The following is a 13,887-nucleotide window of genomic DNA, read 5'->3' on the forward strand; positions in this document are numbered from 1 at the left end:
TGCGTCGGCCGGTCCGTCTCATGACTCGTTGGTCGACTGGTGGTAAGCTCGCGCACCATGAATATCTACAGCTCTCGCCCCGTTGTCCTCTGTCTCTCCGGCCACGACCCAAGTGGTGGCGCCGGCTTGCAGGCAGATATCGAAGCCCTGCTCGCTCAGGGTTGTCATGCGGCCCCGGCCGTCACCGCCCTGACCGTGCAAGACACGGTCAACGTCACTGACTTTCGCGTCCTCGACCGTGAGTGGGTGTTGGCCCAGGCCAATGCCGTACTCAACGATTCCGAAGTCGCCGCGGTCAAACTGGGCATGCTCGGTTCCCTGGAGATGGTCGACACGGTAGTCGAACTGCTCTTGGCGCACCCACACCTGCCAGTGGTCTGCGACCCGGTGCTGCGCGCCGGCGGTGGCGGACGACTGGGCAAGGACGAAGTCGGCTATGCCATGCGCGAACGCCTGCTGCCACTTTCGATCATTGCCACCCCTAACCTTCCCGAAGCGCGCATCCTCGCCGAACTGCCCGAAGGCACCGCCGACGAGTGCGCCGAAAAACTGCTGCCATTCGTCAAACACCTGCTGATCACCGGCGGCCATGGCGACGAACACGAAATACACAATCGCCTGTACAGCCGCGACGGCCACCGCGAAACCTTCACCTGCCAGCGCTTGCCCGGCAGTTATCACGGTTCCGGTTGCACATTGGCCAGCGCCCTGGCCGGTCGTCTGGCCCAAGGTGAAAACCTCGTTAGCGCCGTGCAGACCGCGCTTAACTACACATGGCGAACCCTGCGTGATGCGGAGCAATTGGGCAAAGGCCAGTTCGTGCCGCGCCGCCTGCCGCTGGATTTCTGTTCGTAACTTTCTATTAGTCATGCGGTGAGGCTTGTTCGATGAAACTACGTGGCCTGTACGCTATTACCGACAGACAGTTGCTGGCCGGTAAACTGCTTGAGTACGTGGAGGCGGCGCTGGAAGGCGGCGTCACCCTGCTGCAGTACCGCGACAAGAGCAGCGACGAGGCCCGACGCCTGCGCGAGGCCGAAGCCTTGCGCGATCTGTGCGACCGCTATAAAACCCAGCTGATCATCAATGACGATGCCGAACTGGCCGCACGCCTGAACGTCGGCGTGCACCTGGGCCAGACCGATGGTCCGTTGTCGCCGACCCGCGCTCTGCTCGGCTCCAAAGCCATCATCGGTTCGACCTGCCACGCGCAACTCGAACTCGCCGAACAAGCCGCGAAGGAAGGCGCCAGTTATGTCGCCTTCGGTCGTTTCTTCAACTCCAACACCAAACCCGGCGCCCCCACTTGCAGCCTCGAACTGCTCGACCAGGCCCGCCGCACACTGCACCTGCCGATTTGCGCGATTGGTGGCATCACCCTGGAAAACGCCGCGCCACTGGTGGCCCATGGGGTTGATCTGCTGGCGGTCGTCCACGGTCTGTTTGGCGCCGAGAGCCCGGCTGAAGTGACACGCCGCGCCCGCGCCTTTAATGAATTACTTAAAATCTGATTTGAGAGCCCGACCATGTCTCGTTCCGAAACCCTGTTTGCCAATGCCCAGAAACACATTCCCGGGGGCGTGAACTCGCCTGTTCGCGCGTTCAAAAGCGTGGGTGGCACCCCGCTGTTTTTCAAACACGCTGAAGGCGCCTACGTCACCGACGAAGACGACAAGCGTTATGTCGATTACGTGGGTTCATGGGGCCCGATGATCCTCGGCCACAGCCATCCGGACGTGCTGGACGCGGTGCGTAAACAGCTGGAACACGGGTTGTCCTACGGCGCCCCGACCGCGATGGAAACCGAGATGGCCGACCTGGTCTGCTCGATCGTGCCGTCGATGGAAATGGTGCGCATGGTCAGTTCCGGCACTGAAGCGACCATGAGCGCGATCCGCCTGGCCCGTGGTTTCACTGGCCGCGACAACATCATCAAGTTTGAAGGCTGCTACCACGGTCACTCCGACAGCCTGCTGGTCAAGGCCGGTTCCGGCGCATTGACCCAAGGCGTACCGAGCTCGGCCGGCGTGCCGGCGGACTTCGCCAAACACACCCTGACCCTGCCGTTCAATGACATTGACGCGGTAGAAGCCATGCTCGCCGAAGTCGGCCAGGACGTGGCGTGCATCATCGTCGAGCCGGTTGCCGGCAACATGAACTGCGTACCGCCGGCACCGGGCTTCCTCGAAGGCCTGCGGACCCTGTGCGACAAGCATGGCGTGGTACTGATTTTCGACGAAGTGATGACCGGTTTCCGCGTTGCCCTTGGCGGAGCCCAGGCACACTTCGGCGTGACGCCGGACCTGAGCACGTTTGGCAAGATCATCGGCGGCGGCATGCCAGTCGGCTGCTTCGGCGGCAAACGCGAAATCATGTCGCACATCGCGCCACTGGGCCCGGTGTACCAGGCGGGCACGTTGTCGGGTAACCCGCTGGCCATGGCCGCCGGCCTGACCACCCTGCGCCTGATCAGCCGTCCGGGTTTCCATGCCGAGCTGAGCGACTACACCAGCCGCCTGCTCGACGGCCTGCAACAGCGCGCCGACGCCGCGGGTATTCCATTCGTGACCACGCAGGCCGGCGGCATGTTCGGTCTGTACTTCAGTGGCGCTGACGACATCGTGACCTTCGATGACGTGATGGCCAGCGACGCGGCCCTGTTCGGTCGCTTCTTCCACTTGATGCTCGATGGCGGGGTGTACCTGGCGCCGAGCGCTTTCGAAGCCGGCTTCACCTCGATCGCCCATGGCGAAGTCGAGTTGAAACTGACGCTGGATGCCGCTGAGCGTGCATTCGCCGCATTGAAATAACGCCTTACCGCTGACGTTGGCGACTGCCAGCGTCAGCTTTTACCTACATCCGCACCGTTCTTCCTACGCTACTGCTAATAATCTCCCGCAAATTGGGCGATATATTCCCCGCGCAGCAGAAAAACGAGTAAAGACTTTGTAAGGTTGGCCCTGCTTATTTCATAATGCGCGCTTATTGGATCCCTCGATGGGTCCGCGCGCCCTTCAGAGGTAAGTCGATTCTCATGAACCGCACCGGCCGCGCCCTTTCATTGGGCTGCCTGTTGCTCCTTCAGCCCCTGCTCGCGCTCGCACAAGCAGGCGGCAACTCGTTGTTAATCCCAGCGATGGGTCGCTGCACCCTCAATACTCAGCCGCAAGACCTGACGCAAGCGCTCGCCGCCTGCCAGAAAGCGTCGGATGAAGGGGATGCGCAAGCGCAATACGAGTTGGGTGAGTTCTACTACAACGGCAAAAACACGCCGCGCGACCTCAATAAAGCCCTCAGCTATTTCGAAAAGGCCTCACTGCAAGGCCACGCCCAGGCGCAATTCAAACTGGGCACCATGTTTTTCCGAGGCGAAGGCGTTCAGGCCAATAACGTTCAGGCTTACATTCTGCTGAAAATGGCTGCGGTCAACGGCGCTGAAGATGCACTGGACACCGCCGACGAAGTCACCGAGAAAATGCCGCGCGAAGAACTTGAAGTGGCTACCCAAGTGCTGGGGCAAATCTTTCGTAAATATCTGATGGAATTGCAGAGCGCGGATGGGCGTACGCCTTTCTCGCCGCTTCCCTGATTTCTGTATTGATCTGACTGGCCCCATCGCGAGCAGGCTCGCTCCCACAATGAAACTCCAGTGTTAACAAATGTTGTGTTCACAGGAGATCAATTGTGGGAGCGAGCCTGCTCGCGATTGGAGCAACTCGGTCTTGAAGCTTACTTCTCAGGCATCGGCATCGGAAACGGCATGACATTGCCGACCGCGCCACGGGCTTCGCTGATTTTCGGTGTGCCCAGACGCTCTACCTCGTCGATGCGCACAATCGAATGCATCGGCACAAAACTGCGCACCACGCCTTCAAACTGAGCCTTGAGCTTTTCTTCGCTCGGATCGACGACCACTTGCGTGCGCTCGCCAAAGACGAACTCTTCCACTTCCAGAAAGCCCCACAGATCACTTTGATAGATCTGCTTGGCATACATTTCGTACACCTGGCCCTGGTTGAGGAAAATCACCTTGTAGATTGGAGCTTCACGTTTGGTCATGGTGGGCGAGCAACACATTTGGGATAAAAATGAGGGCGCGAACTATAGCATAGCCACCGGACGCACAACGGTAGGAACCTTGGGACATGTTCCCTATAATGCGCGGTTCTTTGAATCACGTGATGACTGTATCCATGGCCAAGAAGCTTTACATCGAAACCCACGGTTGCCAGATGAACGAGTACGACAGCTCGCGCATGGTCGACTTGCTGGGTGAACACCAGGCCCTGGAAGTCACCGCTCGCGCTGAAGACGCCGACGTGATCCTGCTCAACACATGCTCGATTCGCGAGCGCGCCCAGGACCGGGTGTACTCCCAGCTCGGCCGCTGGCGCGAACTGAAACTCGCCAACCCGGACATGGTGATCGCCGTCGGCGGTTGCGTGGCCAGTCAGGAAGGCGCCGCCATTCGTGATCGCGCGCCGTACGTGGATGTGGTCTTCGGCCCGCAAACCCTGCACCGCCTGCCGGAAATGATCGACGCCGCACGCGCCACCAAATTGCCGCAAGTCGACGTCTCGTTCCCGGAAATCGAAAAATTCGACCATTTGCCCGAGCCGCGCATCGATGGCCCGAGTGCCTACGTGTCGGTCATGGAAGGTTGCAGCAAGTACTGCACCTTCTGTGTGGTGCCCTACACCCGTGGCGAAGAAGTCAGCCGCCCGTTCGACGACGTGATTGCCGAGATCATTCACCTGGCCGAAAACGGCGTGCGCGAAGTGACGCTGCTGGGTCAGAACGTCAACGGGTATCGCGGCACTACGCACGACGGGCGCTTGGCTGATCTGGCCGAACTGATCCGCGTTGTGGCCGCTGTCGACGGCATCGACCGGATTCGCTACACCACGTCGCACCCGCTGGAATTCTCCGACAGCCTGATCCAGGCCCACGCCGATGTGCCGGAACTGGTGAAACACTTGCACCTGCCGGTGCAGTCGGGTTCAGACCGAATTCTCTCGGCGATGAAACGCAACCACACCGCGCTGGAATACAAATCCAAACTGCGCAAATTGCGGGCCGCCGTGCCAGGCATTTGCATCAGTTCGGACTTTATCGTCGGCTTCCCGGGCGAAACCGAGAAAGACTTCGAGCAGACCATGAAGTTGATTGAAGACGTCGGCTTCGACTTTTCCTATTCATTCGTCTACAGCCAGCGCCCGGGCACTCCGGCTGCCGATCTGGCTGACGAAACACCGGAAGAGCTGAAAAAAGAGCGACTGAATGCGCTGCAACATCGCCTGAACCAGCAAGGTTTCGAGATCAGCCGACAAATGGTCGGCTCGATCCAGCGGATTCTGGTCACCGATTATTCGAAAAAAGACCCTGGCGAGCTACAAGGCCGGACCGAGAATAACCGTATCGTCAACTTCCGCTGCGACAATCCAACCTTGATCGGCCAGTTCGCCGACGTGCACATCGATGCCGCACAACCGCACTCGCTACGGGGCTCGCTCATTCAATAACACCACACATCACTGTAGGAGCCGAGCTTGCTCGCGATGACGCCAAGTCAGACGACAATCATGTTGAATGCCTGGCAGCCATCGCGAGCAAGCTCGGCTCCTACAGAGATGGTGTTTGAGGTTGGGATATTTAAGAGCTTTCGCACCCAGCCCACTGGCGTTATCCTTGATTTCATCTTAATTGCCCCAGGGCGGCTAAATACGACCTTGAACGCACCCATAGAACCGCATCGTTTCATCCTCGAGCCCTTTGAGGCTCGCCGCTTCGCCAATCTGTGCGGGCAATTCGACGAGCATTTGCGCTTGATCGAACAGCGCCTGACCATCGAGATCCGCAACCGCGGAAACCAGTTCGAATTGATCGGCGAGCCCAAACACACCACCTCCGCGGAAAACCTCCTGCGCCGCCTGTACCGGGAAACCAAAGGTACCGACCTGTCGCCGGACATGGTTCACCTGTTCCTGCAGGAATCGGCCGTCGAAGAGCTGGACAATGTGTCCCCGTCAGAACCCTCCGTAGCGCTGCGCACCAAAAAAGGCATGATTCGCCCTCGCGGCTTGAATCAGCTGCGTTACGTGAAGGAAATTCTCGGCAACGACATCAACTTCGGCATCGGCCCTGCCGGTACTGGCAAAACCTATCTGGCCGTTGCCTGCGCGGTAGACGCGCTGGAGCGTGAGCAGATTCGCCGCATCCTGCTGGTTCGCCCGGCGGTTGAAGCTGGCGAGAAGCTCGGCTTCCTGCCCGGCGACTTGTCGCAGAAGATCGACCCGTACCTGCGCCCGCTCTACGACGCCCTCTACGAAATGCTCGGCTTCGAACACGTCGCCAAGCTGATCGAACGCCAGGTCATCGAAGTCGCGCCGCTGGCTTACATGCGCGGTCGCACGCTGAACAACAGTTTCATCATCCTCGACGAAAGCCAGAACACCACCGTCGAGCAGATGAAGATGTTTCTGACCCGTATCGGCTTTGGCTCCACAGCTGTCATCACCGGTGACATTACCCAGGTCGACTTGCCGAAAGGCACCAAGTCAGGGCTGCACCATGTGATCGAGGTGCTCAAAGACGTGCCGGGCATCAGCTTCACCCATTTCATGCCCAAGGACGTTGTGCGCCATCCACTGGTGCAGCGCATCGTCGAAGCCTACGAGCGCTTCGAGAACCGCGTGGCCGAAGAAGCCCCCAAGGACCACCGCCGCGATGCTTGAGCTTGATCTGCAACTGGCGACACAAGCGTCCGCCCCCACTGAAGCCGAGTTCCGCCAATGGTGCGAACTGGCCTTGCGCCAACGCACTGCCGATTCGGAGATGACCATTCGCCTGGTCGACGAAGCAGAAGGCCGCGAACTGAATCACACCTGGCGGCAAAAGGATTACGCCACTAACGTTCTATCGTTCCCCGCCGATGTACCCGACGAGTTTCTGGATATCCCGCTGCTGGGCGATCTGGTGATCTGCGTGGCCGTGGTTGAGCGCGAAGCGGCCGAACAAGGCAAGGAACTGAAGGCCCATTGGGCACATCTGGTCATTCACGGCTGCTTGCATCTGCTGGGTTACGACCATATAGATGACGACGAAGCCGAAGAAATGGAAGCACTGGAACGAACGTTGCTTGCAGAATTGGGCTATCCGGACCCGTACGCGGACGACGAAACCGAAACATCCCCTATCGTTACAACAAAGGATTCAGAGTAATCGCTATGAGCGAAGATCGATCGAGCAACGGGCAGAAGTCTTGGCTGGGTAAGCTCACCCAGGCTTTTGCCCACGAGCCGAAAAACCGTCAGGAGCTGCTGGAGCTCCTGCGCGATGCACACCAGAACAAACTGTTGGACAGCGAAGCGCTGGCCATCGTCGAAGGCGCCATCCAGGTTGCGGACCTGCAAGTACGGGACATCATGGTCCCGCGCTCGCAAATGATCAGCATCAAGGCGACCCAGACCCCTCGCGAGTTCCTGCCCGCCGTGGTTGACTCGGCCCACTCCCGCTACCCGGTCATCGGCGAAAGCCACGATGACGTGATGGGTGTGTTGCTGGCCAAGGACTTGCTGCCGTTGATCCTCAAGGAGAACGGCGACCGCTTCAACATCAAGGACCTGCTGCGCCCAGCCACCTTCGTGCCCGAGTCCAAGCGCCTGAATGTGCTGCTGCGTGAATTTCGCGCCAACCACAACCACATGGCCATCGTCATTGACGAGTACGGCGGTGTGGCTGGGCTGGTGACCATCGAAGACGTGCTGGAACAAATCGTCGGCGACATCGAAGACGAGCACGACGTCGAGGAAGACAGCTACATCAAGCCGCTGCCCAGCGGTGATTTCCTGATCAAGGCCCTGACGCCGATCGAAAACTTCAACGAGTTCTTCGACAGCGAATTCTCCGACGATGAATTTGATACGGTAGGCGGCCTGGTGATGAGCGCGTTCGGGCACTTGCCAAAACGCAACGAAATCACTGAAATCGGCCCTTATCGCTTCCGCATCCTGAACGCCGACAGCCGTCGGATTCACTTGCTTCGCCTGACGCCTATTGCTCGGTAAAAACTAAGGATAGAAATGCGCTGGATAACCCGCCCCGGCTGGCCCGGTAACCTGCTGGCCGTGGCGGCCGGTGCACTCACCACTCTGGCCTTGGCGCCGTTCGATATCTGGCCGTTGGCATTGCTGGCGGTCGGTTTCTTTTATGCCGGTTTACGTGAACTAAACCCACGTCAGGCCCTGGGCCGTGGCTGGTGTTTCGGTTTCGGTCTGTTTGGCGCCGGCACCAGCTGGATCTACTACAGCATTCACCATTTCGGTGGTGCTTCGGTGCTGCTGGCCGGTTTCCTGATGCTGATCTTCACGGCGGCGATTGCCTGGTTCTTCGCCCTGCCCGCCTGGATTTGGGCGCGCTGGCTGCGTCGCAATGAAGCGCCACTGGCGGATGCCTTGGCATTTGCGGCGCTGTGGGTTGGCCAGGAAGCGTTTCGTGGCTGGTTCCTCACTGGTTTCCCATGGCTCTATTCCGGTTACAGCCAGCTTGATGGCCCATTGGCCGGGCTCGCCCCCGTGGGCGGGATGTGGCTGATTTCCTTCACCCTCGCCCTGACGGCCGCGCTGATCTACAACGCATTGCGCCTGGTACGCACCGGGCGCAAAGGGTTTATCGCGGTCGGCGCGTTACTGCTGATTGGCCCATGGGTGGCCGGCATGGCACTGAAAGAACACGCCTGGACCAGCCCGGCGGGCCCGCCGTTAAGCGTCGCAGCGATTCAAGGCAACATCGAACAAAGCATGAAGTGGGACCCGGCGCAGCTCAATGCGCAATTGGGGCTGTACCGTGACATGAGCTTTCGCTCCAAACGCGTCGACCTGTTGATCTGGCCGGAAACCGCCGTGCCGGTACTCAAGGAGTCCGCCGAGAGCTACCTGAACATGATGGGTAACTTCGCCGCCGAGCGTAATTCGGCGCTGATTACTGGCATACCGATCCGTCAGGAAGTGCACCACGAGAAACGCTTCTTCAACGGCATTACTGTCGTCGGTGAAGGCGAAGGCACTTACCTCAAGCAGAAACTGGTGCCGTTTGGCGAATACGTACCGTTGCAGGATGTACTGCGCGGGCTGATCGCATTCTTCGACCTGCCAATGTCCGACTTCGCGCGAGGACCGGCCGATCAGCCGATGTTGCAGGCCAAGGGTTATCAGATTGCGCCATTCATCTGCTACGAAGTGGTCTACCCGGAATTCGCCGCCAGCCTCGCGGCCCGCAGTGACTTGCTGCTGACCATCAGCAATGACACCTGGTTCGGCACCTCCATCGGTCCACTGCAACATTTGCAGATGGCGCAGATGCGCGCGCTTGAGGCGGGCCGCTGGATGATCCGCGCCACCAACAACGGCGTGTCCGGCCTGATTAACCCGTTTGGCCAGATTACCGCGCAGATCCCGCAGTTCGAACGCGGCATCCTGTACGGCGAAGTCGTGCCGATGCACAACCTGACGCCTTACCTGCAATGGCGCTCGTGGCCGCTGATCATCGTTTGCGTGCTGTTGTTTGGCTGGGCGTTGATTGCCAGCCGGATGGCCAAGATTGTTTAAGTATCGCTGCGCCTGAAAAAAATCGCAGCCTCGTTTCACTCGACAGCTCCTACAGGGGATTGCGTACTCTGTAGGAGCTGTCGAGTGAAACGAGGCTGCGATCTTTTAATCTTCAGCGATAGAAAAGCGAATACCCGATCTGCCCCACCGCCTCATTCATCAATAGCCCGGACTGCCAGATCGATTTGAATTCCGGCATCCAGCCGCCCAGCGGTCGGGCATTGTCCACGCCTAAAAACCCTACCGGCGCGGGTACCACTTCAAATCCTGCCTTCTGGAAACTCCAGACAGACCGCGACATGTGCCAGGCCTGAGTCACGACCACGACCCGCTTGATGCCTAGAGGCAATAACACTTCGGCACTGAACTGCGCGTTCTCCCACGTCGTACGGCTGCGCCCTTCCTGCCAGCGTACCGTCACGCCGAAATCATCGAGCAGCGAGTCCGCCATCAACTTCGCTTCGGTAGGTGGCGTGCCGTAGTGCAGACCACCGCTGGTCAGAACCGGCAAACCGGAAGCCTTGGCCAGACGCGCCGCATAACGCTCGCGCTCCAACCCCACGCCAGTCGGCTGGTCGGAGTCCCAGGCCAGGTCGCCACGCTCACGCCCGGAACCCAACACCACGATGGCGTCCGCGCGCTGACCCAGTGTCGCCCACTCGTCGCGCGCCAGCGGCGGTTCGCGCTCAAGCGCTTTAGCGCTCCACTGCACCACCACGGGCAAACTCATCAGCCAGAAGCCCCCGCAACCCAAGACAAAGCACACACCCGCAAGTCTTGGCCTTGAGCGGCGCAACCACCACGCAAGAACCAGCAACAGCAAAAGAAGGCCGGGCGGCAACAGAAGTTGTTTCACGAAATATCGAAAAGGCATCGAGCATCTCCAGAGATGCCCGAAGCCTAAGTGGGTTGACGCAAAGCGACAACAAATATGGAAGGACTACGCTTTGGAATGTGTCAAAAGAAGGGGCCAATGGCTCAAGCACCCTTACTTGAATTGCAGAGACCGGACCTTTACCGCATCCCTGCCAGGTACTTTATCCTTGAGCCAGATGATTTTGGCCGAACGTGGTGCGTCGAGTTGCTGCACTGCTGCTGACAAGCATCCACGTGTTTCCCGTTCACTGCGATCCAGATAGGCTTTGACCAATTCAAACTCTGCGGGACTAAGACCACGCAGTTCCAGCTCAAGGGGACGCTCATCGCGCAGCCGACCAGCAGTTTTTGCAACGTCCAGAGCCATGCCCAGACGATCAATCAGTCTTTCGTACAGCTCCGGTTTTGTAGCTTTTTGCCGTGACTCAACCATCCCTCACCTCATTGAAGATATGACTTGCTCCCCATTTAGAGCTTAGCTTCCATGAACAAACCGGCTGAGCGCTGCGACCAACGGCCCTCGCAGCGGTTTTTACAAGACGCGCGACAGTAATCAGGGTTTCCCTCGGTAGAGTGCGGTCATGTATGCTACGGCGCTTCCTGTAACTCCACTTCCAGCTCGTCTGGGCACCAAAACGCCGATTTGGCGTGATCACCGCCCAGCGTTGCATTGAAGAGGATTAGGCCACCCCTATTCAGTTCAAAAGTAGCCATGCACGAACAATATCAGCCCCGTGAAATCGAAGCCGCCGCCCAGTCATTCTGGGATGAGCAAAAGTCCTTTGAAGTCAGTGAACAGCCAGGCAAGGAGACGTTCTACTGCCTGTCGATGTTCCCTTACCCCAGCGGCAAGCTACACATGGGGCACGTGCGTAACTACACCATCGGCGACGTGATCTCCCGCTACCAGCGCATGCAAGGCAAGAACGTTCTGCAACCCATGGGTTGGGACGCCTTCGGCATGCCGGCGGAAAACGCCGCGATGAAGAACAACGTAGCGCCCGCCAAGTGGACCTACGAAAACATTGCCTACATGAAAACCCAGCTGCGCAGCCTGGGCCTGGCGGTGGACTGGTCCCGCGAAGTGACCACCTGCAAGCCGGATTACTACCGCTGGGAACAATGGCTGTTCACTCGCCTGTTCGAAAAAGGTGTGATCTACAAAAAAAGCGGCACCGTGAACTGGGACCCGGTCGACCAGACCGTCCTGGCCAACGAACAGGTGATCGACGGTCGCGGCTGGCGTTCCGGCGCGCTGATCGAAAAGCGCGAAATCCCGATGTACTACTTCAAGATCACCGCTTATGCGGATGAGCTGCTGGAGAGCCTCGACGAACTGACTGGCTGGCCTGAACAGGTCAAGACCATGCAGCGCAACTGGATCGGCAAGTCTCGTGGCATGGAAGTGCAGTTCCCGTACAACGTCGATTCCATCGGCGAAGCCGGCGCGCTTAAAGTGTTCACCACCCGTCCGGACACCCTGATGGGCGCCACCTACGTTGCCGTGGCCGCCGAACACCATTTGGCCACCCTGGCCGCGCAGAACAATCCAGAGCTGCAAGCGTTCATCGCTGAATGCAAGGGCGGCAGCGTCGCTGAAGCCGACGTCGCCACTCAAGAGAAAAAAGGTCTGCCGACCACGTTGTTCGTCGAGCACCCGCTGACCGGCGAGAAACTCCCGGTGTGGGTCGCCAATTACGTGCTGATGCACTACGGCGATGGCGCGGTCATGGCCGTACCGGCTCACGACGAACGTGATTTCGAGTTCGCCACCAAGTACAACCTGCCGATCAAGTCCGTGGTGCGTACAAGCGCAGGCGACACCAACCCGGCGCCGTGGCAGGACGCTTATGGCGAGCACGGCACGCTGATCAATTCCGGTGAATTCGACGGCCTCGATTTCGCCGGCGCGTTCGATGCGATCGAAGTCGCGCTGATCAAGAAAAACCTCGGTGCTTCGCGTACCCAGTTCCGCCTGCGCGACTGGGGCATCAGCCGTCAGCGCTACTGGGGCTGCCCGATCCCGATCATCCACTGCAACACCTGCGGCGATGTGCCGGTCCCGGAAGACCAACTGCCTGTTGTGCTGCCAGAAGACGTCGTGCCCGATGGTGCCGGTTCGCCACTGGCACGCATGCCGGAGTTCTACGAGTGCAGCTGCCCGAAATGCGGTCAGCCTGCCAAGCGTGAAACCGACACCATGGACACCTTCGTCGAGTCCTCGTGGTACTACGCCCGTTACGCCTCGCCAAACTACCAAGGTGGCCTGGTGGAAAAATCCGCGGCCGACCATTGGTTGCCGGTGGATCAGTACATTGGCGGCATCGAACACGCAATTCTTCACCTGCTCTATGCACGCTTCTTCCACAAGCTGATGCGCGACGAAGGCCTTGTGAGCTCCAATGAGCCATTCAAGAACCTGCTGACCCAAGGCATGGTAATCGCCGAGACTTACTATCGTCGCGAAGCCAACGGTGCCTACACGTGGTTCAACCCGGCGGACGTCGAACTCGAACGCGACAGCAAGGCCAAGGTAATCAGCGCCAAGCTGATCGCAGACGGCCTGCCGGTGGAAATCGGTGGCACCGAGAAGATGGCCAAGTCCAAGAACAACGGCGTTGACCCACAGTCGATGATTGACCAGTTCGGCGCAGACACCTGCCGCCTGTTCATGATGTTCGCCTCGCCACCGGACATGAGCGCCGAATGGTCCGACTCCGGAGTAGAAGGTTCGCACCGCTTCCTCAAGCGCGTCTGGCGCCTGGCTCAAGCGCACGTCACTCAGGGCCTGCCGGGCAAACTGGACGTCGCCAGCCTGAACGACGAGCAGAAAGCCATTCGCCGTTCGATCCACCAGGCCATCAAGCAGGCCAGCCATGACGTCGGCCAGAACCACAAATTCAACACCGCCATCGCCCAGGTGATGACGCTGATGAACGTGCTGGAAAAAGCGGCCCAAGGCACCGAACAGGATCGCGCACTGGTTCACGAAGGTCTGGAAACCGTGACTCTGCTGCTGGCTCCGATCACCCCGCACATCTGCCACGAGCTGTGGAATCAACTGGGTCACTCTGAGCCTGTGATCGACGCCGGTTGGCCAGTGCTGGACGACAGCGCGCTGGTGCAGGACAGCCTGACACTGGTGATCCAGGTCAACGGCAAACTGCGCGGCCAGATCGAAATGCCGGCCAGCGCGACACGTGAAGAAGTCGAAGCCGCCGCGCGGGCCAACGAAAACGTGCTGCGCTTTGTCGACGGCCTGACTATTCGCAAAGTGATCGTCGTGCCCGGGAAACTGGTCAATATCGTCGCCAGCTAATTGGACCAGGCGCCGGGCCATGCCCGGCGCCGAGTAAAACCTTTCGGGCCGCCAGATCGGCCCACATGGTTTCAAGGGGAGCAACAA

Annotated in this window: 13 protein-coding genes; 10 read left to right on the forward strand and 3 right to left on the reverse strand. The window is 59.3% G+C overall.

Annotated elements, in window-relative coordinates:
* Window positions 1–57 precede the first annotated feature (57 nt).
* The 4 genes from AC1DWM_RS01985 to AC1DWM_RS02000 all read left to right on the forward strand — a co-directional run bounded on the left by AC1DWM_RS01985 (window position 58) and on the right by AC1DWM_RS02000 (window position 3,589).
* Complete coding sequence (locus AC1DWM_RS01985) at window positions 58–855, forward strand: hydroxymethylpyrimidine/phosphomethylpyrimidine kinase (protein WP_223521993.1); 798 nt, start codon at window positions 58–60, stop codon at window positions 853–855.
* 32 nt (window positions 856–887) lie between these two features.
* On the forward strand, window positions 888–1,511 hold the full coding sequence (gene thiE, locus AC1DWM_RS01990) for a thiamine phosphate synthase (RefSeq protein ID WP_223521992.1): 624 nt from the start codon (window positions 888–890) through the stop codon (window positions 1,509–1,511).
* Between the two features lie 15 nt (window positions 1,512–1,526).
* On the forward strand, window positions 1,527–2,810 hold the full coding sequence (hemL, locus tag AC1DWM_RS01995; protein WP_223521991.1) for a glutamate-1-semialdehyde 2,1-aminomutase: 1,284 nt from the start codon (window positions 1,527–1,529) through the stop codon (window positions 2,808–2,810).
* A 224-nt stretch (window positions 2,811–3,034) separates the two neighbouring features.
* Window positions 3,035–3,589, forward strand: coding sequence for a tetratricopeptide repeat protein (locus AC1DWM_RS02000; protein WP_223521990.1), 555 nt, complete (start codon window positions 3,035–3,037; stop codon window positions 3,587–3,589).
* Window positions 3,590–3,729: 140 nt separating this feature from the next.
* Here AC1DWM_RS02000 and AC1DWM_RS02005 read toward each other — a convergent pair whose 3' ends face one another.
* A complete protein-coding gene (locus tag AC1DWM_RS02005; protein WP_007894425.1) occupies window positions 3,730–4,059 on the reverse strand; it encodes a DUF1820 family protein in 330 nt (109 codons plus the stop codon).
* A gap of 134 nt (window positions 4,060–4,193) precedes the next feature.
* Between AC1DWM_RS02005 and miaB the strand changes: the two genes are divergently transcribed.
* The 5 genes from miaB (at window position 4,194) to lnt (ending at window position 9,605) form a co-directional block, all read left to right on the forward strand.
* On the forward strand, window positions 4,194–5,522 hold the full coding sequence (gene miaB, locus AC1DWM_RS02010) for a tRNA (N6-isopentenyl adenosine(37)-C2)-methylthiotransferase MiaB (protein ID WP_033049358.1): 1,329 nt from the start codon (window positions 4,194–4,196) through the stop codon (window positions 5,520–5,522).
* Between the two features lie 207 nt (window positions 5,523–5,729).
* Window positions 5,730–6,734, forward strand: a complete 1,005-nt coding sequence (locus AC1DWM_RS02015; RefSeq protein ID WP_223521989.1) for a PhoH family protein — start codon at window positions 5,730–5,732, stop codon at window positions 6,732–6,734.
* Window positions 6,727–7,221, forward strand: coding sequence for an rRNA maturation RNase YbeY (gene ybeY, locus AC1DWM_RS02020; RefSeq protein ID WP_223521988.1), 495 nt, complete (start codon window positions 6,727–6,729; stop codon window positions 7,219–7,221). The genes AC1DWM_RS02015 and ybeY overlap by 8 nt, the downstream gene beginning before the upstream one ends.
* A gap of 5 nt (window positions 7,222–7,226) precedes the next feature.
* Window positions 7,227–8,066, forward strand: a complete 840-nt coding sequence (locus AC1DWM_RS02025) for an HlyC/CorC family transporter (RefSeq protein WP_477794529.1) — start codon at window positions 7,227–7,229, stop codon at window positions 8,064–8,066.
* Between the two features lie 15 nt (window positions 8,067–8,081).
* Window positions 8,082–9,605 (forward strand): apolipoprotein N-acyltransferase, encoded by a 1,524-nt coding sequence (lnt, locus tag AC1DWM_RS02030; protein WP_477794530.1) that lies wholly within the window; start codon window positions 8,082–8,084, stop codon window positions 9,603–9,605.
* Between the two features lie 112 nt (window positions 9,606–9,717).
* Here lnt and AC1DWM_RS02035 read toward each other — a convergent pair whose 3' ends face one another.
* Together AC1DWM_RS02035 and AC1DWM_RS02040 are read right to left on the reverse strand one after the other, a co-directional pair.
* A complete protein-coding gene (locus AC1DWM_RS02035) occupies window positions 9,718–10,479 on the reverse strand; it encodes a YdcF family protein (RefSeq protein ID WP_477794531.1) in 762 nt (253 codons plus the stop codon).
* A gap of 114 nt (window positions 10,480–10,593) precedes the next feature.
* Window positions 10,594–10,914, reverse strand: a complete 321-nt coding sequence (locus AC1DWM_RS02040) for a hypothetical protein (RefSeq protein ID WP_223521981.1) — start codon at window positions 10,912–10,914, stop codon at window positions 10,594–10,596.
* 279 nt (window positions 10,915–11,193) lie between these two features.
* Here AC1DWM_RS02040 and leuS point away from each other — a divergent pair, with 279 nt between their 5' ends.
* Entirely contained in the window at window positions 11,194–13,800 is a 2,607-nt protein-coding gene (leuS, locus tag AC1DWM_RS02045; RefSeq protein ID WP_223521979.1) for a leucine--tRNA ligase, read from the forward strand.
* Window positions 13,801–13,887 lie beyond the last annotated feature (87 nt).

Source organism: Pseudomonas sp. P4_C8, from assembly GCF_056401975.1.